Source organism: Aquibacillus kalidii, from assembly GCF_014280935.1.
Taxonomy (GTDB): Bacteria; Bacillota; Bacilli; order Bacillales; family Amphibacillaceae; genus Aquibacillus_D; species Aquibacillus_D kalidii.
Window position 1 is genome coordinate 74,560 of sequence record NZ_JACLZI010000013.1, and the last position, 22,815, is coordinate 97,374.

Consider the following 22,815-nt stretch of genomic DNA (forward strand, 5'->3'; position numbering starts at 1 on the left):
GGCTGTGAATCGGTACTTTTACTATTTGCTTATACTTAACATGCTCGTGAACGTGTTTCTTTACGTTCCTAATATTCTATTAAGAGAGCGGTTCGAGGGAGCAGTCTTGGCTATTCCTATAGGTGTTCTAATTGGTACAACACTATTATTTTTATTTACAATTTCGATTAATAAATTTAAAGGTGTAGGGCTACCCGAATTGTTGGAAGCAACTCCTAAATGGTTTAGGTTCATTTTCGTATTGTTTTTCAGTGGGATGTGGTTTATTGCTGGTGCCATATCGTTACTCGCATTTAACAATGTAACGATCCGCTTTATTAATCCAGAGATATCAGATGTAAATATGATTACGGTATTTGCGATATTCATTGTACTTCTTTTGGTAAGAATTCCGTCTGATAGATTATTGTACACATTGGAAATTATACTAGTCTTGAATTTACCTTTAATAGGTCTAGTTATGTATCAAGCATACTCACACGATTATCTTAGTATTTATTCCATGCTAGAGGTCGCTACACACTATAAAGAAATACCTTCCTGGAGCGCGATAGCAGCTTCTACATTTGTGTTTTCAGGGTACACGAACTTAGTTATTTTTTATCGTGTGTTTAAAGAAAAAATAAGAATTAGACGTTTGTGGTTTGTTCCTATTATCGGCTTTGTAAATTTAGTCACAACCATTTTTATCCCAATTGGCATGTGGGGGGCAGATGGAATCGGGGATTTAACCTATCCGTGGATTGCTACGGCAGATACATTGCAAATAGAGTTTGGTCCAGTGGAAAGAGTGGTAACGATGTTCATTCTACTATATGTGAGTATCTCTATGATCAGTGTGGCTGTACATTGGCATGTTGCCTTTGAAACATTGAAAAGTACCTTTCACATAAAACTAAAAAGTGAGCGGATAAAAAAACGATTAGATTGGATCATTTTGGGTAGTTTTGCTCTTTGTGTTTATATCCTTGAACTAAACTTAAAGCAAAATGACATTTTTGTTTTTGGTGAAAATTGGTTAAATTTTAGACTGCCATGTGAGGTATTTCTGGTGTTGCTAATGATTGGATTGTCAAAGAAGGTGAAGCAATGAATAGAACTAAACGATTTTCCTTGTTCATGATTCTAATTATGCTTGTTCTAACCCTTACATCATGTGGCTATAAGGATATAGATAAACGGGCATTTGTCGTAACCATTGGTGTTGACAAGGCAGAGAATGAGAATAAGGACTACAAAGTAATGTTGAAAATTGCCATACCACCAACAGAAGCTAAGGGTGCAAAACAGGAATTTATTGTTTCGGAACAGGAAAGTAACTCGATAACAGATGCAGTAAGGATGATTAAATCCAAAGTAGATAAGGAGTTGGACTTTAGTCATGCTAAAGCGATTATATATGGAGAAGACGTTGTCAATGAAGATATTAAGGGTGTTCTTGATTGGTTTATCCGTCGCCGTGACATTCAAAAAATAGCATGGGTAGGCATAGGAAAGCCGAACGCAGAAGAGATTTTGAAGATGGAAAGAAAGGTAGAACTGTTGCCTTCCAACTCCTTATTCCTTTCATTTGGTAAAACAGGTACAGAATCAGTTTACATAGTGAGTGAGTATTTATTTGACTTTAGAAGAAGATTGACAGAAAGAGGGATAGATCCAATTCTTCCAGTAATAGAAGCGAAGGATCAATTTTTTCAAATAAAGAATGTTGCAGTCTTAAATACGGATAAATTAAAGATGACCCTCTCGGCAGAGGAGACAAAGTTCCTTAATATTATGCTTGGACGTGTTGAGAATGCTGATATACGTGTAAAAGCAGAAGCTAACGATGAGAAAGATGCATACTTTCTCTCCGGTAATGCCATCACTGTAAAATATAAGGTCCTGACTAACCAGAAGGATGCTCCAATCATTAAGGTCGATCTCCATGTAGATGGTGTCATTGAAGAAGCAATGAAGCGAATTTCAGAAAAGCACTTAGAGAAACCAACTAAACTTGCGGAGAAGCAATTGGAAAAGAAGGTTAAACAACTGCTAGAGAAGCTGCAAGAGGAACAACTTGATCCAGTTGGCTTTGGATTAAAATACCGTGCGACTCATCTAAATGAAAAGGATTGGGACGAATGGAAAGAAATCTATGCCATTGCAGAATTTCAGGTTCATGCTGACATCTCAATAGAAGGAACGGGATTACTGAAATAACACAATTAGCTATATACCTATTCAAAAGGGATGGCTAATTGTGTATTTTTATTAATCTAAGGGCTTTCGTTGTACAGACTTAGTAGTTGGAACCGTATTGTGGAGGCTCAATTGTTTCTTTTTTACTTGTTGCTCTATGCTATCAACTGGATTCCATAAGCTAAGTAAAAATAACACTAAAACAAACGCCAACAGAATTACGAGCCCAGATAAGTCAAAGTCTCCGAATAACTTAACGAGGTTATAAGAGAGGACGAGGGAAAAAAGTGGGGAAACTACCCATGTTTTTACTAGTTTTGCAATGATGGCTTTCTTCCATAATGCTTTGCCATCTACCGACGAACCAATTCCAATAATGCTACAAGTCGTAACTTGGGTTTGTGGGACAGGAATACCAAATATGGAGGCGATAATAACAAGGGTCGCGCCAATACCAGAAACAGCTCCCCCTTGTAATAAGCTAATATTTGTTATTTTTTTCCCGTTTGTTTCCATCACTTTACCACCTAGAAAAATGGCACCTAATGCGACGAAAAGCCCTCCTAACCATGTCCCTTCTTCTATAGGGATAAGCCCTGCTGCAACTAAAGGACCTACTGCATTAGCTACATTATTCATTCCAGCTGAGAACGCTTCAAGAAAACCGGTTAAAATAACGATAACCGCCAGTATTTTGCCACTATTTCCTTTTAAAAAAGAAGGTATTTTCCTTTCTATGAAATAAATGATTTTACCGAAAAGGTAAGACAAGCAAAAGGCAACTACAGGTACTAGTAGCCAAAACAGAATGATGATGACAAGTGAATCAACAAACAAGGCTTGATAGGCAATCCCAACACCTACCACGGCTCCTACTGTGACTTCACTTGTGGATAAAGGAATTCCGCTTAAGTTTGCTATAAAAAGGGAAATGGCTGCTGAACTAAGAATAATAAGCGTGATTTTTACAGAAATAATACTAGTAGGAACAATTTCTGTTCCGATTGTCTTAACAACCTCGCCACCACCCAAAATGGCTCCGAGAAATACGCCAACACCACAAAGGAATAGTGCCAAACGTCGTGAACGAATAGCCCCGGCCCCGTATGATATTCCCATAGATGCAGCGGCCCCACTCGCTCCAATATTAATCGCAAAAAAGAAAGCAACTAGACAAGCAATTATGATTAATAGCAACGTGAACAGCCCCGGTTAATCTTGATGAAGTCCGCATTCTTTTTTATCAAAATTAGCCCAACGACCTGCACGTGAATCATCGCCTGATGCAACAGGGAGCGTGCACATTTCACAGCCGATACTTGGGTAATGTTGATCATGTAAAGGATTATAAGGAAGATCATTTAATTGTATATAGGTCCAAATGTCATCCCATGACCAGTGAATAAGCGGGCAAATTTTCACTTTATTAAATTTAGTATCTTTGTTTACAAATTGCGTTTTGCTTCTTGTTGGTGATTGATCTCTTCTTAAACCGGAAAACCATGCATCCACATGGGAAAGTTCATTTTCCAGTGGTTTTATTTTTCTTAAGTGGCAGCATAACGTTGGATTTTTATTCCATAGTTTATCGCCATATTCCTCGGCCTGTTCATCAACTGTTTGTTCCGGCTGTTTCATTTTTATTTGAAGATTGGGATATTTCTTTTTAACCCTTTCAATTAATTCATAAGTTTCCTTAAAGTGTAAGTTAGTATCTAGGAAGACAATTTTTGCGAAGGGATTAACCTTTGCAAGAAGGTCAATTAGGACGATACCTTCTGCACCAAAGCTGCATGCATAAACAATTCTATCTTGGTAAACATGGTATGCCCATTTAATCACATCCATGAAGTCTTCTAATTCATTGTTTAGCTTTTCTTGAAGCTGGGTATCCCAGTTTTCATAGGTTAGCTTGTGTTCCATTATTTAGCCCTCACTTTGTGTTATTAATTAGACAAATTACTTTTACAATAGGTGATTTGCCTTAGAGTTAATGTATTCCAAAAAGTTGTAAATGGTTAAAAAAGGGAGAAAGCATAAGAATTCTTTGGAAATGGTAACGATTATCTACTAGACGAATATAATTGGTGTAAGTCATGGCTAACAGAAGGAGGCTTCCTTCCGCTAGCATATAGTCCATGGAAGTTAGGAGAAAGGAAATGAACATAACAATTTCTCAAGGAAGAACAGCCCCGCCAAGTGGTGCTCATATCACCATTGTAATTGATGTGATTCGAGCTTTTACAGTTGCCCATTATGCTTTTATACAAGGAGTAGACCGAATCTATCTAGCAGACTCAAAAGAACAGGCCTTTCAAATAAAAGAAAAATACCCGGAATACCTTCTTGCGGGTGAAGTCGAAGGATATTCCATAGATGGTTTTAACTTAGATAATTCGCCATATCACCTTAAAAAACATAATCTGAAAAATAAAACGCTCGTTCAAAAAACAACGAATGGGGTTCACGCAACATTAAACTGTCTTGATTGTGACCATGTATTTGTAACGGGGTTTACTAACGCTAAAAGAACAGCAACATATGTAAAAGAACAGGTTAATTCGGATACATGGATCCATATCGTTGCTTCCCATCCAAGCGGTGATGACGATCTGGCTTGTGCAGAATATATAAAAGGCATAATCGAGGAATCTAGTTATATCAAGGAACAAGAGGTAATAAAAAGGGTCAAGGGGTCACATGTAGCGGAGAAGTTTTTTGATGAGAATAAGGAAGTCTTTATGCCGGAAGATATCGACTACTGTCTAGCTGATATTAACTCTAATTTTGTTATGAAGGTTAGCAAACAAGGGGAATTACCAATGATTGAGAGGGTTATCGAATGACAAATGTGAGATTAAATTTACCAGAAAGACAGCAAAAACCAAGGGGTAAGGGTTTAACAATTTTAATTGATAATGGAGTACCTTTGAATTTGTTTATGGATACGATTCATAGTGGAAGCAACCACATTGATATTGTGAAATTTGGTTGGGGTACCTCGCTTGTAAGTCCATTTTTGCAAGATAAAATTGAGTTTTTGCGTGAACGTGGAATTGGTTTCTTTTTTGGTGGAACGTTGTTTGAAAAGTTTGTAAGTCAAGGGAAAGTAGACGATTATTACGCATTGTGTAAGGAATTTGGATGTGAGTATGTAGAAATTTCTAATGGGACAATAGAGTTATCCGTGGAAGATAAAGCTGCTTGTATTCGGACATTTTCCCGTGAATTCACTGTTTTTAGTGAAGTAGGGCATAAGGATACGGATACATCAAATAGTCAGGATTCGAATCATTGGTTAGCTAGTATTATTTATGATCTAGAAGCTGGTGCGTCAAAGGTAATTACAGAGGCAAGGGAAAGTGGAACGAGTGGTATTTGTAGAGAAGACGGAAATATCCGAACAGATATTTTCACTGATATTGCTGAGTCTGCTATTCCAATGGAACGATTGATTTTTGAAGCGCCAAATAAGAAAATGCAGACATTTTTTATAAAACAAGTTGGGGCGAATGTAAATTTAGCTAATATCGCTTTTTCGGATGTGATTTCCTTAGAAACACTCCGTTTAGGGTTGCGCTCTGATACGTTTCATCACTTTGAACAAAAAACGGATGAGGTGGTAAAATGAGAAGTACAAATAAGATCTTTCATCTAGCTATTCCCTGCAAGGAGTTGGATGAGACAGCGGCATTTTATGAAAAGTTAGGTTGTAAGTTAGCTAGAAGATATGACGATCGTGTTACATTTGATTTCTTTGGTGACCAGGTCGTCTGTCACTTAAGTCCAGATAACATTGATCAGGAACCAAAGATGTATCCACGTCACTTTGGTGTTACATTTTTAGATAAAGAAGAATATGAGCGTACTTTAGCTTTTGCTGAGGAGGAAGGCTTGCCTTTTTTCAAAGAACCGATGGTGAGATTTCCTGGTAAGCAAGAGGAACATATGACCTTCTTTTTAATCGATCCTTCTAATAACTTATTGGAATTTAAATATTACCATGATAGTTCTATGGCTTACTAAAGAATTGTAAGAGACTGCTTTGGCGGTCTCTTTTTTTGAGTTATTTTCATACGAAGAGGGAGTGTATTTTTTTATAAACTCTGTAGTAAGGAATAGGATAGACGATCTAACGAAGCGGATTCTCAAGATTTCTCTAATTTCGCCACGTAAGGATCCCTTTAACGAAGCAAATTCATATGATTTTTCTAGTTTTGCGACGTTAATTGCTTTTACGCGTCATCCCACAGCATCGAACTTAACAATATTTAATAAAAGCGTGATAGTTACTGCAGATTTTCTCTCAACGAAGCGTTTAAATGGTGTCAAATTTTCTAAAAAACGCTTGAAACTCTTCGGATTTTTTAATAATCTATAAAAGTAATATTGTGTTTATGTTATTAATTTCAACCTATCCGATCAAAATAGGGATTGGGTAATAAAGCCTTCCTTTAAGGAGGCTGAAATAGTGACAGACAATACAGCAAGAAATTGTAAGTTTTTCTGGCAAGTTATAGAGAGATCATTTTAGAAAAGGTCCAGAAGCTGTACTTGTCAGTATAGGGGATAAATATTTTTTGATTTATATAAATAATTTCATCACTCCAATTGAACGGGTTTTACTCGAGCAAAATCATCATTCTATGCTAAACGATGTCCGTGAAATACTAATGGAGAAAGTTACTCCTGATATAGGTATATTTGTAGAAATTAAGACAAACAAAAGAATCAAAGAAATTTATTATGACTGGTCGGCGGAAATGGGTTAGAAAATAAGTTAAACATGAGCCGGGGTAAGGGTATTTATTTTTCATAAGTAGTACCCTTACCCCGGCTTTTTGATAAATAATATATCAAATTGAAATATGGATCTAAACAGCAGAGAGGAAACAGAAAGAAATGAAAGAATTGAAAAGCAGCACCGAATTTAAGCACCGAATAGAGACGGATCAGGACATACAAATTATCCTATTATCAGTTAGGTCCATGCTTAACAAATTTCCATTTTCAGACACGGACAAACAAAGTATTCATGTTTGTTCATCTGAACTAATTAGAAATGTGCTTAAGCATAGTGGTAGTATAGGTGAATTCCATAGTTATTTTTTAAAGGATCTATGCATTATTATTAGAGTAATCGATAAGGGGAAAGGGATAGAAAATGTTGAGGAAATCCTTAATGGAGATAATCTGAAACACAGCTCTAGTCTAGGTTTAGGTCTATTAGGATCGTCACGACTTATGGATGAATTACTTATAAATACTTCTGAAAAAGGTACAGAGATTGTCGCAATGAAATGGGTAACGCCTTTGATTTCATTATCAAAATAGATTAACTGTGGTTTTTAAATAACTACGGTTTTTTTTATTATATGGGCCGTATTGAATTTTTTTATCTTTTTATGACCATTTAGAAATAATAGTTATAAATAATTGGTTTTCGACAAAACTAAAAAAGAATTAGACAGCTTTGATAAAGGAGGTTTTACCGTGGATAAAAAAAGAAAAGAAATGATGGAGAATGCAGATAAAGTTGCTGAGAAAATGTATGATCCGTCTGATTATCAAAGTAATAGCGAAAGAGATAAAGGTTTTGCTATTACACATGAGCAAGCTACAGATAACTACACAGAAGGTACTATAGATGGAAAGATCGATGATGTGGATAGTAATGGCCAGTTGAAAAGTAGTAAAGGTAGAGAAATTGATAGAGAAGGTTTTAATAAATAAGTTATGTATAAAACCCCTTAGGGTTTTACCAGCTAGCCTTTTTTACACCGGGAATTTGACCTTTATATGCAATTCTCTAAAGCAAATACGGCAAAGCTTAAATTAGCGTAAAACAGAATGCGGACGACCACAGCATTTACAACGAGTATATTCTCTAACTTGATATTTTTTTGAGGTTCTTTATGCTTTAGTGCTAAAGCTTTATTAGCCACTTTTTGTACCCTTTCTTAAAGTGATCTTTATAAGAAAGGAACCTATCATAGCTGTTGTATTAGAAGAAGTAAAAAAGTGAATATTGGTTTTCTATGTTTCTAAAAATAAGAAAGCTGTTCAATTAAATAAAAATTGAACGGCTTTCTATTGTTAAACTACCATGTACATTTATGTAATTGTTCTAGCCCAAAAAGAGGTAAGAGGCTGAAAAATTACCTCTTACCTTATCAGATTCTGTAAGGAAAGAGTAGTTTACTTTTTTAAAAACTTTGTAACAATAGGCCCAACTGAGTCATAGATCTGTTTGGCTTGTTGCGCAGTTGTCGTAATTTTATCGATGTCGAATTTACCTTCTTCTGTTTGAAATTGGGATAATATGCTTGGCTTTTTAGGCTTCATGCCTTGCTGCGGTCCTGGATAAGGGCCATTTTTTTGTGGGAAAGGTGGCATTGGTCTTCGTGGTCTTGGGGGGAACAATTAAATCAACCTCCTTCATATAAATATAAATGCTGGTAATGGTTCATTTAAATAATAGTAATTTTTGTTAACTACGCCCATGCTATAATGGTTTAATCACCATATACTAACCGTGAAGGATTATCGTCTTGTCGAGCTGAATAAATAAGGCTATAGGAAAGGGTAAGAGTATGAACTCCTACCCAACCAATAATGATTTTACTTAGTATCCGTAGCCATAGTCGCCACCAGTAGGGTAGTGATTCCCAACGATGACTAATAGAACAAATAGTACGACTAACAAAATGAAACTGTTATTACCAAACAATTCGTTCAGCCCCTCTCTGTCAAGAAATTAGTCAGAATGGAGTGCCCGATCTATAGGGAGGATAGGAGATGACGCTCCCATCCAGTTAGCAAATGGAATACTTAGTATCCGTAGCCATAGCCTCCGCCAGTAGGGTAGTTATTCCCGACAACGACAAGTAGTACGAAAAGAACGACTAATAGAATGAAACTGTTGTTTCCACCAATAAATCCTCCGCTCATTCTTTCACCCCCTCTACTCGCTATATTCTATGATGCTTTAAAAGATTTGATAGGACGTTTGTTACATTGTATTAGAAACTGAGTAATATCCTAAATTGATTCGTGATTATGGCTTAGTAACCATAGCCATAATCACCGCCAGTAGGATAATTATTCCCAACGATGACTAATAGTACGAAAAGCACAACTAAAAGAATGAAACTGTTATTACCACCGAAAAATCCTGCGCTCATTTATCCTCACCTCCTTGTGTTTACTATATTCTATGAGGAATAACGACGATTGATAGGACGTTTGTTCCTATTTAAATAAAACTAGATGATTGTTCTATATTTTTTATCTATTAAGAAAAAGTTGATAGGTTAATGTTCAAATAAATAAGGAAGGGGGTGCAGTCCCTTCCTTAAAGTCCGTTCAGTCAAAGGAGTATTCATGAGTGCCTTGGCACACTTGTTTTTATAATTTGAATGGCTTAGTACCCGTAGCCATAATCGCCGCCAGTAGGATAATTATTCCCAACGATGACTAATAGTACGAAAAGCACAACTAAAAGAATAAAACTGTTGTTACCACCGAAAAATCCTGCGCTCATCTATGCTCACCTCCTCGTCTTTTCTATCATTCTATGAGAGAAATGCTGGATTGATAGGACGTTTGTTCCTACTTTTCTTAATTTAGGTGAGTCCCTTGTTTATTCTGTATAACCAATTGGATAAGCAATTCCACCAACAATAATTAGTAGAATAAATAATACGACAAGCAATACAAATGAATTTCCTCCATTGTTGCTATATCCAGAGTACCCGTAACCATATCCATATCCGCAGCGGTGTCGACAACCATAGCTGTTAAAGAATCCCATCAATGCACCTCCTTTTGTTCGTTTGTTAGTAAGCTATGCAAGTTATTCTAGTAAGTATCAGCAATTTGCTCATTACTAGAAAATAAAGGCGTGTTCATGAAGAAAGTAGTCTATAGACATTTCTACTAATATGGCTAATCTGGTACATTCATCCAAACTTATATAAAAAAAGGACATAGGATATTGTAAAAGGAGGGATAATCTTGAGTCAGGATATGTTTAAGAAAATAGAAAAGAAAACAGGAGTAGACATGAACAGTGTATCTAAAGTTGCTAATGCTTTTAATGGTAAAGATATAAAGGATGAGAAAACTGCAAGAGACTTAGTTAAGCAAGTCGGAAAAATTGCAGGAAAAAAAGTACCAAAGCAAACGGAAGATATGATTGTTAATATGTTAATGAAAAACAAGGTTAACGAATCAACAATCAAAAAAATGATGAAGTAATAAACAGGTGTAGGAATAACCATAAAGGTTTCCTACACCTTTTCGTTTTTTTAAGGCTGTTTTCGTAAACTTTGTTGCCTTTATAATTACATAGTTGAGAGAAAATTTGCAGTAACTTATAAGAACCTTTGGATGTGTACTTGAACTCGTTCCGGCAGAATAATCCGCTTTCCGTGGGCACGGCCTTAAGTCTTCGTGACGCAAAGAACGCTCTTCCGGGATCTTCACCTCGTGCTGTTCCCACAGCAAGGAATGCTACGAAAGTGTTACGATACGAACTTTTATAAAAATACATCCAATCGCATAAAATGTCATAAAATGATGGTTTTTGTCGAAAAATAATGGTATTCTAATTAATAAATAAGACACCATGATTACGGAGGAAAAAATAATGTTTATAAAGAAATCAGTAAAAGCCAAACTTTTTACATCCTTATTATTAGTAGCAATCATTCCGCTTATATTAATTAGTGCCATTTTATACTTTAATACTAATCAAGGCCTAGAAAGTATGATGGAAAAAAATCTAATGGCATCAAAAGAAACAATCTCTGAACAACTTAATGACGTGTCAGAAGATTTGTTAGAGCTAACTAAATCTTACGCAAACAATCCAGAGTTTTTGCAAGCATATAATAGTGGTGAACGTGAGCGTTTAGCAGAAGTAGTTAGCCCTGTATTTGAAAGATTAACAACAGAGCACCAAATAGATGTATTTGAATTTGGCGATGAGAATGGAACTGTTTTTCTAAGAGGTCACAATCTTGAAAAGTTCGGAGACGATAAAAGTGACGTGCAAGCAATTCAATCAGCTTTAGATAATCAAGCTATCTCAGGATTTGAATTTGGAAGTAGTGGGTTATCGGTTAGAGCCTTTGTTCCTTTAACCTATAATGATCAAGTAATCGGAACATTACAAACTGGTTTGGATGGACAAGTTATCAAATCCATTACGGAATCTCTAAAGGGAGTCCAGTTAAATATAATGAATATGGAAGGGGAGGTTTTAGTTACTTCTAACGAAAAAAGTGCTGGCACCAGGTTTGATGATAGCTCTATTATATCAAAGGTTAAGTCAGGAGAAGAAGTGTCTAGAGAGGCATCAAATAATATGGAATACTATATGCCTTTATACGACCCAACTAACTCAGAAGTTATTGGTGTTATCCAAATTAGCCAGGATGCTAGTGATATTAACAGTTTAACGATAAACTAGTACTAGCTGTATTAATAGTTGGTCTTTCCACATTAGTAATAGTTATTGGGATTTCCTTATTGTTAAGTAGAGGATTCTCAAAACCTATTCAACATTTAACTTCAGTTATGGATAAAATAGCGGATGGGCATCTTACTAATGAAATTGAAGGTGGTAAAAGGCAGGATGAATTCGGTAAGCTAGCGCAATCTGTAACAACCACCCAACTGAATTTGAAAAATATGATTGAAAAGATAACAAATTTATCTAATTTGGTTCGAACACAGTCTTCCTTAGTAAAACAGGCTAGTGAAGAAATTTATGAAGGTAGTAACCAAGTAGCTTCTACTATGCAGGAATTAGCTTCAGGTTCGGAACAGCAAGCAAATGCATCTTCTGATCTAGCAGAGCAAATGGGTGAATTTACTCATAAAATATATGAAGCAACGGAAAGTGGAGATTCTGTCCAACAGTCTTCGAATAATGTTTTAGAAATTACACAAAACGGGAATTTATTAATGAATCGGTCAGTTGAACAGATGAACAGTATTTACGAGGTAGTTAGAACCTCTGTACAAAAAGTGGAATCACTCGACAACCAGACCAAGAAGATCTCAACATTAATAAGTGTTATTCAGGAAATTGCAGAACAGACCAATTTGCTAGCATTAAATGCTGCAATTGAAGCGGCAAGGGCTGGTGAACATGGAAAAGGGTTTGCGGTTGTAGCTGATGAGGTTCGAAAGCTTGCTGAGCAGGTTTCAGAATCCATTTCTGAAATTACAGGTATTGTTGGAAATATCCAGAAAGAATCACACAGTGTAGCGGTAACCCTAACCGAGGGTTATGAACAAGTGGAACAAGGGACTAAGCAAATTAAAGTTACAGGTCAAGAGTTTGAGAAAATAGATCAATCAGTTGGCCAAATGGTTCGAGAGATTTCTGGTATTACGAAAAACTTAACAGATATTGCAGGCAACAGTAACGATATCAATGCATCCATTGAAAACATTGCCTCCGTATCAGAAGAATCTGCTGCTGGTGTAGAAGAAACAACAGCATCTGTTCAACAGATCGCAAATTTAATAGGTGATATATCTAGTAATGCCACTTCACTAGAAGAACTTTCTGTTGAATTAGAAGAGATGGTAAAGCTTTTTAAAGTGAACTAAACGTACTCTATTTATTAGCCTAATATGCTAGGCAAGAGATGGAGCCATAAATAAAGGAAGATAACAGAAAACAACCTGGCCTCAATAAGGGTACCCAGGTTGTTTTTTGTTGTAGAAAATAGGTAATAGTACAGCTGTTTTTTTGTAGGATAGTTCTATATTGAAATTATAGATTATTACTGGGGTAATTAGGCCCCAGAATATATTTTTAATAAAAAAACAGGAAGGGAAAATCCCTTCCTAAACCGTACAATTATCAGGAGAATGTTTGCATTCGCACATCTTAAATTTTGTGGGAAACTAATAACAACTAACTTGGGGACCTTATGATAGATAAAAAAGTTCAATAGAACAAGAAGACCTTTCTAACTGGTAACGAAAAGAGGAGTAATTATAATGGAAAACTCTTCTTTGTTATATCACTTCCTTATCTATACTACACCTTATGTCGATAAACTTTTATGGTAAAGGCGAATATACTAGATAATACATACTTCCATTAATGTCTTGGATAAAATATCACGGTTATCGAGGTAAAGAAATAAAAAGCGGATTCCCGATGCATCTCTTCTTCATGAATTTTTACTACACGTTCTAATCGATCCACCCATACATAAAGAGCAGACTGTTCATAGTGTAATTGTAAGTGAAAGGAGGAATAGGTATGGAAAATGACATTGTTAAGCGTATAGAAAAGAAGACAGGGATTGATATGAGAAGTGTATCTAAGGTAGCGGATGCATTCAAAGAAAATAATCGTTATGATGAATACAAGGTTCGGAGAGCAGTTAAGCATGCAGGTTTTTTATTTGGAAAACGTTTCCCAAAGGAGTGGGAGAACGCAGTTGTTAGCAAGGTGATGGGGAAAAATAGGAACAGAAGGTGATTAGAAAAGTAAGGATTGTTGTCCTTATTAAATAAGAGCTTCTTTTCCAATGATTGGTACTAATGTCGCATTATCTATAGAATGCGTCGCAAGAAATTATTCTATCCATCTCAATCGTTGCGGTATTTTAAGGCAGAACAAATTAACCGCACTAATCCATTTCAATCGTTGCGGTATTTTGAGGTAGAACGAATTAACTGCACTAATCTGTTTCAATCGTTGCGGTATTTTGAGGTAGAACAAATTAACCGCACTAATCTGTTTCAATCGTTGCGGTATTTTGAGGTAGAACAAATTAACCGCACTAATCTGTTTCAATCGTTGTTATTTTCTTTGTTGAAAGGGATTGTAAGAGGTTAGTTATAACGCAATTTCTCTCAAAACCGTCATCCGCAAGGCGACAAGTTTTTTGTGAAAACGTAAAAAAGGAAGGGTGGTGCAGACCCTTCCTTGTTATCCGTACTTAAGGAGTTATTTAATGAGCGCTTTAAGCAACTATGGTTTTGTAACTAGATTGTTGTTCATCTATAGTTCTATTAAGCAAAATCTCCACCAGTAGGATAGTTATTCCCAACAATAACTAATAGAACGAAAAGAACTACAAGAAGGATAAAACTGTTGTTTCCGCCGAAGAATCCTCCTCCGCTGTATCCGTAACCCATTATCTCACCTCCTTCAATCGAAGTAGAACATTTGAGTTAAATGTGATTGATTAATATCCTCCGCCGTAACCACCACCAGTAGGGTAGTTGTTACCAACAATGACTAAGAGGACGAAAAGTACTACTAATAGAATGAAACTATTGTTTCCACCGATAAATCCTCCACTCAATGTGTTCACCTCCTTATCTGTTTACTACATCCTATGGCGAGATATAGATAAGGGAAAGGCTGATATAACTATTAAATAATAATTCCATAGATGTCTTGGATAATCTATCATGGAAAATCACTAATAGAAAAACAAAAAAACCCCCTTTTTTAAAAGGATTTTACGTTAATAAATATATTTTGATCTTATATATTGAAAGGATAGTCATACGGAGTTCGCTTTTAACTTAATTAATTGATTTAAGAGAACATCTAATTCTTGAGATATAGTTAATACTTTTTCAATATCAGGGTTATGTAAGTAAGCGCTGTACATACTATTTCTAACTTCTTCAATTTGACTTTCTAAATAACGAATCACCAAACCACTCCTTTTAGAATACTAATTTGTTCGACTAATCTGGATATGTCGAATGACTTCCACATAAATACTCCTTAATACAAATAATTTATAAAAAAATGCTTTATCATCTATACTTTATTTATAAAATCATTATACTTATACTGTTAGGCACTAAAATTATGATATTATATGGATATTCGTTTTCTTAACAAATACACTGATATTAACAGTCCAAAAATAGCTAACAGTAACGAATTGTGTTTTGTTTCAATAAAATAGTTGTTAGACAGATACCTAATTAGATATTTTGTGAAAGACTAACGTTGGAATTAGATCGTTTAATTGTTAAAAATCGTTGAATTAAGGGGAGTTACATGGTGTTTGTAGATATTAATAACCTTCGTACACACTATGAGGTTTCTGGAGAGGGAAGAGAGATCGTCTTGTTGCATGGTTGGGGAACTAGCTTAGATCTTTTTAAAGACTTACATGCAGCATTAGATCCTCATTTTAAAGTTTTTTCACTTGATTTTCCTGGTTTTGGGGAAAGTGAGGAACCACAGGAAGCTTGGGATGTGCAAGCATATACAAAGTTCTTAGATGACTTTTTAAAGGAAATGAACATAAAGAATCCAATCTTAGTAGGGCATTCGTTTGGTGGCAGAGTAGCGATTAAGTACTCGGACGGTCATGATGTTCATAAGAATATATTAATTGGAAGTGCTGGTGTAAAGCCAAAACGTAAATTGGATTACTATATTAAAGTTTATACCTATAAAGCTCTTAAAAAGATATTTAGTTTGCCAATTTTGAATAAATACAAAGATGAGATGATTGCCAAATATAAAGGGAAATCAGGTTCGGAAGATTATAATAACGTTTCTGGTGTGATGCAACAAACCTTTGTAAAGGTTGTAAACGAGGATCTTCAGCATCACATGCCTAATATTAAGGCACCAACATTGTTGATCTGGGGTGCAAATGATACCGCAACACCAGTAGAAGATGGGCGCTTAATGGAAAAATTAATCCCTAATGCGGGTCTGGCTGTCTTAGACAATGCGGGACATTATGTCTTTTTAGAGAAGAAACAGCACGTAGCGGTTATTGTTAATAACTTCTTAGAGGAAGACAAAGGAGTGTCATCATCATGATTACAGGTTTATTAATTATTTTAACTATAGTATGGAGTGTTTTCTTATTTTTAAAAGGGAAAACAGCCATCCATATGCTGCAATTAAATTCGTACCGAAATGAAAGGCTATTTCGGTGGGCTAAGGAAAATCTCCGGAAAGTATTTCAGATAAAAGAGATTATTGCGCTGGTTGCCTTCATTCCATTGCTATTTGGAAGTGAGATCGTTGGTATTGTCACGTTAATCGTTCTATATGGATTGACGTTGTGGCTAAGAAAACCGGTACAAGAAAAGAAAAAACTTGCGGTTACTGCGCGAGTGAAGCGACAAATTATTACTTTAAGTATTATTTTTATCCTTGTTCTTGCTGCAATTGCCCATATGATTTACCATGATTGGCCAATTGGTGGCATCCTCTTGCTAATGGTTTTAACCCATCTTTTAGCCTATGCAATCGTTGTGGTAGCAAACCTAATTAATGCACCGATCGAAAATGGAATTAAAGAGCATTACTACAAGGATGCAAAAAGAATTATTGATTCGGCTAGTCAATTAAAGACAATTGGAATAACGGGTAGTTACGGTAAAACAAGTACTAAATTCATTTTGGATACGATTTTATCGTCGCATTACAATACGTTGAAAACACCAGAGAGCTATAATACAAAAATCGGGGTTACCATTACGATTCGTAATTTCTTGAAGCCATATCATGATGTATTTATTGCGGAAATGGGAGCAAAAGAACCTGGAAATATACAGGAAATTTGTGAATTAGTTAGCCATAAATATGCAATCCTTACTGCTATTGGTGAACAGCATTTAGAGACGTTTAAATCCTTAGATAATATTAAAAAAACTAAGTATGAAATCGTGGAAACATTGCCGAGCGATGGTGTGGCTTTTCTAAACAAAGATGATGAGAATATTATGTCTTATACGCCTAAAAATGACTGTAAGAAGGTCTATTATGGTATTGATGCTGATGATGCTGATTATCAAGCAACGGATATTAAATACCATAATAAAGGAACAACTTTTACGGTAGTAAACAAGGCGAAGGATATTAGCGCAACTTTTGAAACGAAATTATTAGGTAAGCATAATGTTTATAATATTTTGTCTGCAATTGCTGTAGCGTTTGAGTTAGGTGTACCCGAGAAAAACATGATGATGGGAGTTAAAAAAATCGCTCCAGTACCACATCGTATGGAAGTTAGAAAAGGTTTTGGTGGTCTTTCTGTCATCGATGATAGCTTTAACTCAAATCCTAAAGGTTCAAAACTCGCACTTGATGTGTTAGGAACGATGGACGGATATAAGGTGCTAGTAACTCCAGGAATGATCGAGCTAGGTGATAAGCAATATGACTATAACAAACAATTCGGGGAATATGCAGCCGATGTTTGCGACTATGTCATTTTAGTTGGTGAGAAACAGACGAAGCCGATTAAAGATGGTTTAGAGGCAAAAGGCTATCCGACTGAAAAAACATATGTAGCCAAACACTTAAATGATGCTATTGGACACATGCAAACAATCAAAAGGTCAGATGCAATTGTTCTACTTGAGAATGATTTACCTGACACATTTAATGAGTAGATGGAGGGACGTTCATTGAGAACTAAAGTAGGAGTTGTCTTTGGTGGTGTATCTGTAGAGCATGAGGTATCCGTTATCTCTGCTTTGCAGGCTATTAACGCTATGGATAAGGATAGATACGAAGCTATACCGATTTATATAAGCAAAAAAAATGAGTGGTACACAGGTGAAGGGTTAATGGACATTGAGCAGTATAAGTCATTAAATAACCTATTATCTAAATCTGATAAGATCACATTGATTAGAACTACTGATGGCAATGTTGTGCTCCAAAAGAAAGAAAAAGGATTGTTCAGTAAAGGTATCATCACTACAATTGATGTAGTTTTCCCTGTTATACATGGTACGAATGGGGAAGACGGTTCATTACAAGGCTATTTAGAATTGCTTGGTTTGCCATATGTGGGGTGCGATGTAACCAGCTCCGCAGTAGGGATGGATAAGGTAATGATGAAACAAATTTTACGCGATTCAGGGGTTCCGATTGTAGATTATGATTGGTTTTATTCGACTGAATGGCTAAATGATTCCGAGGCGATCAAGGAGAAGGTTAAAAAAATTGGTTTTCCGTTAATTGTGAAACCTGCTAATCTAGGATCTAGTGTCGGTATAAGTAAAGCCGTCGATGAAGAGGAACTAGAAGAAGCTATTAACCTTGCTGTTGAATTTAGTAATAAAATTGTCGTTGAAAAAATGATTGCTAATTTAACAGAAGTAAATTGTTCGGTTATAGGAGACTATGAAACAGTAGAAAGTTCTGTCTGTGAACAAGTGTTAAGCAGTGATGAAATTTTAACATACCAAGATAAATATCAAAGTGGTGGGAAAACGGGTGATACAAAAGGAATGGAAAGCGTTAATCGTATCATTCCGGCTGGTATTACGGATGAAGCAACCAAGCAAGTCAAACACTTGGCAGAGAAAACGTTCCAAATACTAGGCTGCAGTGGTGTCTCCCGTATTGACTTCTTATTAGATGACAACAATGATGTATTTGTAAATGAAATCAATACAATTCCAGGGTCATTATCTTTCTACCTATGGGAACCATCTGGAAAAGATTTCACGCAATTGACTACAGAACTAATTCAGTTAGCATTGAAACGTCAAAGAGAACGAGAAAATATCAATTTCTCCATCGACTCTAACTTATTTGCTCTACACAGTAAAGGCGGATCTAAAGGGAAGGCGTAATAGTTTTTTGAGGATAAACAATTTGTTTATCCTCTGTTTTTTTGTAGGGATATCTGTAATCATTGGAGTTATCTCATGCTTCGTTTGCTAAGACGGAACTCTTTATGGATTTCATCCGTAAACCATATTATACTTTTAAGTAACATTAAGGGGTGTAGCAATGGATTTTAGAACACAGCCAATACCGAATTTTGTAAATGATGCGTTTAAAAAGAGATTGGTCCCGATAGAGGAGAGTGGTGAAGACCTTGTCTCAATCAGGAATCTAAGGGATAACCAGGTCGTTTCGGACTCTATGTATTATAAACAAGGTATTACGGGAGCGCTTGAACAGTGTTACATAAGAAAAGGGGTAGCTAGTTTGTTGAAGAATGCTGCTGCGTTGCTTCCGATGAACTATAAATTAATTATATGGGATGGTTGGCGCCCGTTTCTTGTTCAGAAGCACTTGTATGATACCTACTATAAACAGCTTGCTGCAGCTAACCTAGGTTATACAACAGAAGAACTGAAAGAACTAACGAGTAAATATGTGTCAAAGCCTTCTATTGATAAAAAACAGCCAGCTCCCCATATTACTGGAGGATCAGTTGATTTAGCAATTTTAGATGAGAACGACATGCTATTAAACTTTGGAACGGAATTCGATGACTTTTCTGAAAAAGCAAAAACACGTTTTTTTGAAGAAAAGGAAGAACAGGGCGTGACTTTAGCAAAGCAAGATAAAGAGATTTTGCAAAACAGACGTTTACTTTATCACGTTATGACCAGTGTCGGATTTACCAATTACCCAGAGGAATGGTGGCACTTTGATTACGGCAATCAGTGGTGGGCGCAGTTAAAAGGCAAGCCAACTGCTATTTATGGTTTAGTGGAACAGTAAATAATAAAGAATGGGCATCGTAGGGAGAGAAGAGGAGAGTATGCACGAAAAAGATGGATTTGAACTCAAGAAATCATTTAAAAATGTAAGTATCTTATTTTTCTTAGTAGTATTTTTATTGTTATTACTTGTGATTTTGATTAACGTACTGTTTGGTATTTATTCATGGCAAAAGTTATATATAGATATTATAAATTCTTTGGTAGGTGTATTGGTACCGTTAGTATTATTTAATTTTTTATACGACCATTTCACAAAGAAACAGCATGATAGAGAACTATCAGAAAAAATAACAGAGACGATGATGTTAGATCAAGAGATTATTAATAACTTTTCAACGGATTCCAAAAAAGACTTTATCAGAAAGTCAACACAGTCTATCCTTGGTGATACGGTCGGACAAATGTTGTATGATTCCTTAATAAAATCGTATTTGAATAAGACCTATGAATATCGTCATCATTTTAAATATTATATTTCCTATAGTGAAACAACTGCAATTGACCCAGTTGTTATAAGTGACCAAGTAGAATTTGAATTTAGTAATAAGGACTACTATTGGGTTAGGCAAGAACTGTCATTTTTAAGAGATTTATCTAAATTCAATGAGATTAAGGACGTTCGTATCGGATTTTCCTATAAGGAAAGCACGCTTGATGGCCTCTATAATCGGGTCGAATTCCTTTTTCGAGAAAACCTATGGATTAGTAATTACCATAATGAACTATTAAAGGGATTAACAAATGGAGAACTTACCATATTTGTAGAAGAAGTCCTGAAGCTATCGATTGAGATAGGTGGACAAGTTATCCCGTTCCGAGTTATCAATAATGGTGGACATGAAGGCTTCCACCTATTACTTGAATTACCTAGTGATTTGCCTAATAATCAGCTATCGAGTGTAAAACTTAAATTCCAAATGCCACAATTAAAAACGCAAAAGAAATTCATTGTTGTTATTTCTGAGCCAACAGAGAATGTGGAGATTATGTTAATGCACCTTGAGGATAAAGTACAGGTAGAGGCTATTCCTTTTTTAAATGAAGCAGAATCTATTACAAGACTTCCAAATGATACCATTAAAATAGACATTGATGATTGGGTTTTACCAAGAGCGGGGGTAGTCTTTGTCTGGGATGATAAGATAGACAATAGTAGTACTAACTAAAATTTAGGAAAAGTCCTAGTAATCTATATTCTATTACTAGGACTTTTTTTAGTGAGTAGGTAAGGTCTCGAGATGAATATCACGAGACCTCATTATATAGAGGATAACTGAATTAAGGGATTATTTTGGGGAATGATTACATGAGTAGTCTAGCTAGTCCAGAGAAAGCTGCAATTGTACTAATACCTGTGCCAACAATCCACTTAATCATTTTGACTTGAAATGCTTCAAAGGCGGCCTCCATACGTCTTTCATAATTTTCTAGGTCCTTTTTGGTTATGATATTTTTTTCGCTTATAATTTGTTCTGCAAGTACAGTCACATCATTATCATCGGTTTTTGTCTTTGTCACTTCGTCCAACTCTTTCATCTTAGTTTGAATTTCATTTAATTTTGCCTCAATGACTTCCAAACGTGTATTAACATTTTGCAATATCATCCCTCCCATTAAAAGTAGTATAGTACATGCAGTATCCTCCATACGTATTTGTATTCAAATTTCTTTTGGTTAGGAAGGGCTAATAGGATGGAAGCCCATGAAAATGATTTACATAACTATTTAAGTTAAAAAAAGAAAGGACAAACGACTTTATAAAAGCCGTGTCCTTTGATTGTTATAAATCGGCCAATTCCATTTGAAGGTACCTTCTTGTATTAGGGCCATATATTCCATCATTTGCAAGTGCTGAAAAGGTGGATTGGAAATCTCTAACAGCCTCTTCTGTTCGTGGTCCGTAAATACCATCGATATACACCGGGTCAAATCCTACTCGCTTTAGCGCACGCTGTATCTGTCTAACACCGGCTCCTTCATCACCACGTCTTAGGATACCGTTAGGCAAAGTGAATTCTGTTAGTGGTTGACTTGTATTGAGTACTTCCTTCAATTTATCTAGTGTTTGTGGTCCGACTAAGCCATCGACTGTTAATCCGTATCGCTTTTGGAATCGCATAACCGCACGTTGGGTTTCTTGACCATATATACCGTCTGCGCCATAGATTGGTAGGGAAAACCCTGCTCTTATTAGATCTCTTTGTACCTCACGAACAAATTGTCCTTCGTCTCCAATATCTAAAGGGAGATCAACAGATGCCCCTTTTACAACTGGCTCAGTGATTCCTTCGTTACCTTGAAAGTAGCGATTGTATGCGCGTTGGACATCGTTTATAAAGTCATTCCATGAAATCCCATGTTGATTCAGTGCATTCTGTGGATCAGTACGACGAGCGGGGTCTAATGTGCTGTGAGCAACGATATCTTCACTTGGATCCAAATTGTATTTATCTACTAAATAGGCGTGGTACCACACGTATCGTTGGTAAGCCTCTTGGAAATTAATCCCCCCGCCGTAGGCCAGTTCAACACCAATTGCAGCATTGTTGGCATTCACGCCATACATGCGATTATCTGTTGCAACATTAGCGCGAACATGCCATGCTTTTTCATCCAGTGGAATGATTTCTAAGATAGTATTATCATCTATAAAGGTATGCGCAGAAGCAAAAGGATCAACGTTCTCAAAGTAGTTGCGATTTGCATAGGCTGTTGAACCAGGATTTCCTGTGTCATGACTTACAATGTACTTTACATCTTGTAGATTTTCACCTGATCTAGCATTTCCAAACCCTATATAATCCCTAACAATTTCATATTTCATTTTATCACCTCATAATAAAGACATAATAAATAAACCTCAGACAAACGAAGTCACTATATACTATTAAACTTTTATCAATTTGGTGTGTTTTGTAACTAAATTGTTAGAACTTTGTTAATAAGTTCTTGTTATTAAGTTATCGCGCACGGAACCGCTTTAGGTCGCATAGTTGGGATGAAATGCGTTGCAACTAACTTTTTCCAATCCCTTTCCATAAAAAAAATCACACCTCATTGAAATGGATTAGTGCGGTTAATTTCTTCTGCCACAAAATACCGCAACGATTGAAATGGATAGAATAATTTCTT

30 protein-coding genes and 3 pseudogenes are annotated in these 22,815 nt (G+C 35.9%); 18 read left to right on the forward strand and 15 right to left on the reverse strand.

Annotation, left to right across the window (positions count from 1 at the left end; translation table 11 throughout):
• Nucleotides 1-4: 4 nt before the first annotated feature.
• Both H7K77_RS02210 and H7K77_RS02215 read left to right on the forward strand, forming a co-directional pair.
• A complete protein-coding gene (locus H7K77_RS02210) occupies nucleotides 5-1,093 on the forward strand; it encodes a hypothetical protein (RefSeq protein ID WP_186576079.1) in 1,089 nt (362 codons plus the stop codon).
• Nucleotides 1,090-2,202, forward strand: a complete 1,113-nt coding sequence (locus tag H7K77_RS02215; protein WP_186576080.1) for a Ger(x)C family spore germination protein — start codon at nucleotides 1,090-1,092, stop codon at nucleotides 2,200-2,202. The genes H7K77_RS02210 and H7K77_RS02215 overlap by 4 nt, the downstream gene beginning before the upstream one ends.
• Nucleotides 2,203-2,253: 51 nt before the next feature.
• Here H7K77_RS02215 and H7K77_RS02220 read toward each other — a convergent pair whose 3' ends face one another.
• Together H7K77_RS02220 and H7K77_RS02225 are read right to left on the reverse strand one after the other, a co-directional pair.
• Nucleotides 2,254-3,378 carry an inorganic phosphate transporter gene (locus tag H7K77_RS02220; RefSeq protein ID WP_186576081.1) on the reverse strand — a complete coding sequence of 375 codons (1,125 nt, stop codon included), beginning with the start codon at nucleotides 3,376-3,378 and terminating at the stop codon, nucleotides 2,254-2,256.
• Nucleotides 3,379-3,393: 15 nt separating this feature from the next.
• Nucleotides 3,394-4,104: a phosphoadenylyl-sulfate reductase gene (locus tag H7K77_RS02225; protein WP_186576082.1), complete on the reverse strand. Its 711-nt coding sequence runs from the start codon at nucleotides 4,102-4,104 to the stop codon at nucleotides 3,394-3,396.
• A gap of 236 nt (nucleotides 4,105-4,340) precedes the next feature.
• Here H7K77_RS02225 and H7K77_RS02230 point away from each other — a divergent pair, with 236 nt between their 5' ends.
• The 6 genes and pseudogenes from H7K77_RS02230 (at nucleotide 4,341) to H7K77_RS02255 (ending at nucleotide 7,914) form a co-directional block, all read left to right on the forward strand.
• Nucleotides 4,341-5,027, forward strand: a complete 687-nt coding sequence (locus H7K77_RS02230) for a 2-phosphosulfolactate phosphatase (RefSeq protein ID WP_186576083.1) — start codon at nucleotides 4,341-4,343, stop codon at nucleotides 5,025-5,027.
• Nucleotides 5,024-5,812, forward strand: a complete 789-nt coding sequence (locus tag H7K77_RS02235; protein ID WP_186576084.1) for a phosphosulfolactate synthase — start codon at nucleotides 5,024-5,026, stop codon at nucleotides 5,810-5,812. Before H7K77_RS02230 ends, H7K77_RS02235 begins: the two co-directional genes overlap by 4 nt.
• Nucleotides 5,809-6,207 (forward strand): VOC family protein, encoded by a 399-nt coding sequence (locus H7K77_RS02240; RefSeq protein ID WP_186576085.1) that lies wholly within the window; start codon nucleotides 5,809-5,811, stop codon nucleotides 6,205-6,207. Before H7K77_RS02235 ends, H7K77_RS02240 begins: the two co-directional genes overlap by 4 nt.
• A 506-nt stretch (nucleotides 6,208-6,713) precedes the next feature.
• A pseudogene (locus tag H7K77_RS02245) lies at nucleotides 6,714-6,953 on the forward strand (Na-translocating system protein MpsC family protein); the annotation flags it as partial.
• Between the two features lie 130 nt (nucleotides 6,954-7,083).
• The gene (locus H7K77_RS02250) at nucleotides 7,084-7,515 is read left to right on the forward strand and encodes an ATP-binding protein (protein WP_186576086.1); all 432 of its coding nucleotides are present in this window, start codon (nucleotides 7,084-7,086) and stop codon (nucleotides 7,513-7,515) included.
• Between the two features lie 159 nt (nucleotides 7,516-7,674).
• Nucleotides 7,675-7,914 (forward strand): YozQ family protein, encoded by a 240-nt coding sequence (locus H7K77_RS02255; RefSeq protein ID WP_328701002.1) that lies wholly within the window; start codon nucleotides 7,675-7,677, stop codon nucleotides 7,912-7,914.
• Between the two features lie 25 nt (nucleotides 7,915-7,939).
• Here H7K77_RS02255 and H7K77_RS02260 read toward each other — a convergent pair.
• The 7 genes and pseudogenes from H7K77_RS02260 to H7K77_RS02290 all read right to left on the reverse strand — a co-directional run.
• Nucleotides 7,940-8,088: pseudogene (locus H7K77_RS02260) on the reverse strand (type Z 30S ribosomal protein S14); the annotation flags it as partial.
• A 291-nt stretch (nucleotides 8,089-8,379) separates the two neighbouring features.
• The gene (locus H7K77_RS02265) at nucleotides 8,380-8,604 is read right to left on the reverse strand and encodes a YppG family protein (protein ID WP_186576087.1); all 225 of its coding nucleotides are present in this window, start codon (nucleotides 8,602-8,604) and stop codon (nucleotides 8,380-8,382) included.
• Between the two features lie 202 nt (nucleotides 8,605-8,806).
• Nucleotides 8,807-8,911 carry a YjcZ family sporulation protein gene (locus H7K77_RS02270; protein ID WP_186576088.1) on the reverse strand — a complete coding sequence of 35 codons (105 nt, stop codon included), beginning with the start codon at nucleotides 8,909-8,911 and terminating at the stop codon, nucleotides 8,807-8,809.
• A 101-nt stretch (nucleotides 8,912-9,012) separates the two neighbouring features.
• Nucleotides 9,013-9,132, reverse strand: coding sequence for a YjcZ family sporulation protein (locus tag H7K77_RS02275; protein WP_186576089.1), 120 nt, complete (start codon nucleotides 9,130-9,132; stop codon nucleotides 9,013-9,015).
• A 113-nt stretch (nucleotides 9,133-9,245) separates the two neighbouring features.
• Complete coding sequence (locus tag H7K77_RS02280; protein ID WP_186576090.1) at nucleotides 9,246-9,365, reverse strand: YjcZ family sporulation protein; 120 nt, start codon at nucleotides 9,363-9,365, stop codon at nucleotides 9,246-9,248.
• Nucleotides 9,366-9,604: 239 nt separating this feature from the next.
• Entirely contained in the window at nucleotides 9,605-9,724 is a 120-nt protein-coding gene (locus tag H7K77_RS02285) for a YjcZ family sporulation protein (RefSeq protein ID WP_186576090.1), read from the reverse strand.
• 99 nt (nucleotides 9,725-9,823) lie between these two features.
• A complete protein-coding gene (locus H7K77_RS02290; protein WP_186576091.1) occupies nucleotides 9,824-9,994 on the reverse strand; it encodes a YjcZ family sporulation protein in 171 nt (56 codons plus the stop codon).
• Nucleotides 9,995-10,197: 203 nt separating this feature from the next.
• Here H7K77_RS02290 and H7K77_RS02295 point away from each other — a divergent pair, with 203 nt between their 5' ends.
• From H7K77_RS02295 to H7K77_RS20980, 5 genes are all read left to right on the forward strand, one after another.
• Nucleotides 10,198-10,440, forward strand: coding sequence for a stage VI sporulation protein F (locus tag H7K77_RS02295; protein WP_235988807.1), 243 nt, complete (start codon nucleotides 10,198-10,200; stop codon nucleotides 10,438-10,440).
• Nucleotides 10,441-10,831: 391 nt separating this feature from the next.
• Nucleotides 10,832-11,656: a cache domain-containing protein gene (locus tag H7K77_RS02300; RefSeq protein ID WP_186576092.1), complete on the forward strand. Its 825-nt coding sequence runs from the start codon at nucleotides 10,832-10,834 to the stop codon at nucleotides 11,654-11,656.
• A gap of 59 nt (nucleotides 11,657-11,715) precedes the next feature.
• A complete protein-coding gene (locus tag H7K77_RS02305) occupies nucleotides 11,716-12,807 on the forward strand; it encodes a methyl-accepting chemotaxis protein (protein WP_186576093.1) in 1,092 nt (363 codons plus the stop codon).
• A 664-nt stretch (nucleotides 12,808-13,471) separates the two neighbouring features.
• Nucleotides 13,472-13,693, forward strand: a complete 222-nt coding sequence (locus H7K77_RS02310; RefSeq protein ID WP_186576094.1) for a stage VI sporulation protein F — start codon at nucleotides 13,472-13,474, stop codon at nucleotides 13,691-13,693.
• A gap of 81 nt (nucleotides 13,694-13,774) precedes the next feature.
• Complete coding sequence (locus tag H7K77_RS20980) at nucleotides 13,775-14,053, forward strand: hypothetical protein (protein WP_222599169.1); 279 nt, start codon at nucleotides 13,775-13,777, stop codon at nucleotides 14,051-14,053.
• 176 nt (nucleotides 14,054-14,229) lie between these two features.
• Here H7K77_RS20980 and H7K77_RS02315 read toward each other — a convergent pair whose 3' ends face one another.
• The 3 genes from H7K77_RS02315 to H7K77_RS02325 form a co-directional block, all read right to left on the reverse strand.
• Entirely contained in the window at nucleotides 14,230-14,355 is a 126-nt protein-coding gene (locus H7K77_RS02315; RefSeq protein ID WP_186576095.1) for a YjcZ family sporulation protein, read from the reverse strand.
• A gap of 50 nt (nucleotides 14,356-14,405) precedes the next feature.
• Nucleotides 14,406-14,525 (reverse strand): YjcZ family sporulation protein, encoded by a 120-nt coding sequence (locus H7K77_RS02320; protein WP_186576096.1) that lies wholly within the window; start codon nucleotides 14,523-14,525, stop codon nucleotides 14,406-14,408.
• A gap of 204 nt (nucleotides 14,526-14,729) precedes the next feature.
• A complete protein-coding gene (locus tag H7K77_RS02325; protein ID WP_328701003.1) occupies nucleotides 14,730-14,885 on the reverse strand; it encodes an aspartyl-phosphate phosphatase Spo0E family protein in 156 nt (51 codons plus the stop codon).
• A gap of 356 nt (nucleotides 14,886-15,241) precedes the next feature.
• Here H7K77_RS02325 and H7K77_RS02330 point away from each other — a divergent pair, with 356 nt between their 5' ends.
• The 5 genes from H7K77_RS02330 to H7K77_RS02350 all read left to right on the forward strand — a co-directional run bounded on the left by H7K77_RS02330 (nucleotide 15,242) and on the right by H7K77_RS02350 (nucleotide 20,849).
• Complete coding sequence (locus H7K77_RS02330) at nucleotides 15,242-16,021, forward strand: alpha/beta fold hydrolase (RefSeq protein ID WP_222599170.1); 780 nt, start codon at nucleotides 15,242-15,244, stop codon at nucleotides 16,019-16,021.
• Entirely contained in the window at nucleotides 16,018-17,604 is a 1,587-nt protein-coding gene (locus tag H7K77_RS02335) for a UDP-N-acetylmuramoyl-tripeptide--D-alanyl-D-alanine ligase (protein WP_222599171.1), read from the forward strand. The genes H7K77_RS02330 and H7K77_RS02335 overlap by 4 nt, the downstream gene beginning before the upstream one ends.
• Before the next feature lie 15 nt (nucleotides 17,605-17,619).
• Nucleotides 17,620-18,798, forward strand: coding sequence for a D-alanine--D-alanine ligase family protein (locus H7K77_RS02340; RefSeq protein ID WP_186576098.1), 1,179 nt, complete (start codon nucleotides 17,620-17,622; stop codon nucleotides 18,796-18,798).
• Nucleotides 18,799-18,958: 160 nt separating this feature from the next.
• Nucleotides 18,959-19,681, forward strand: a complete 723-nt coding sequence (locus H7K77_RS02345) for a M15 family metallopeptidase (RefSeq protein WP_186576099.1) — start codon at nucleotides 18,959-18,961, stop codon at nucleotides 19,679-19,681.
• Nucleotides 19,682-19,721: 40 nt separating this feature from the next.
• Complete coding sequence (locus H7K77_RS02350; RefSeq protein ID WP_186576100.1) at nucleotides 19,722-20,849, forward strand: hypothetical protein; 1,128 nt, start codon at nucleotides 19,722-19,724, stop codon at nucleotides 20,847-20,849.
• A 136-nt stretch (nucleotides 20,850-20,985) separates the two neighbouring features.
• Here H7K77_RS02350 and H7K77_RS02355 read toward each other — a convergent pair whose 3' ends face one another.
• The 3 genes and pseudogenes from H7K77_RS02355 to H7K77_RS21170 all read right to left on the reverse strand — a co-directional run.
• The gene (locus tag H7K77_RS02355) at nucleotides 20,986-21,282 is read right to left on the reverse strand and encodes a hypothetical protein (RefSeq protein WP_186576101.1); all 297 of its coding nucleotides are present in this window, start codon (nucleotides 21,280-21,282) and stop codon (nucleotides 20,986-20,988) included.
• A gap of 181 nt (nucleotides 21,283-21,463) precedes the next feature.
• Nucleotides 21,464-22,018: a peptidoglycan-binding domain-containing protein gene (locus H7K77_RS21660; RefSeq protein ID WP_328701007.1), complete on the reverse strand. Its 555-nt coding sequence runs from the start codon at nucleotides 22,016-22,018 to the stop codon at nucleotides 21,464-21,466.
• A pseudogene (locus H7K77_RS21170) lies at nucleotides 21,995-22,507 on the reverse strand (peptidoglycan recognition protein family protein); the annotation flags it as partial. The gene H7K77_RS21660 and the pseudogene H7K77_RS21170, both read right to left, overlap by 24 nt.
• Between the last annotated feature and the right edge of the window lie 308 nt (nucleotides 22,508-22,815).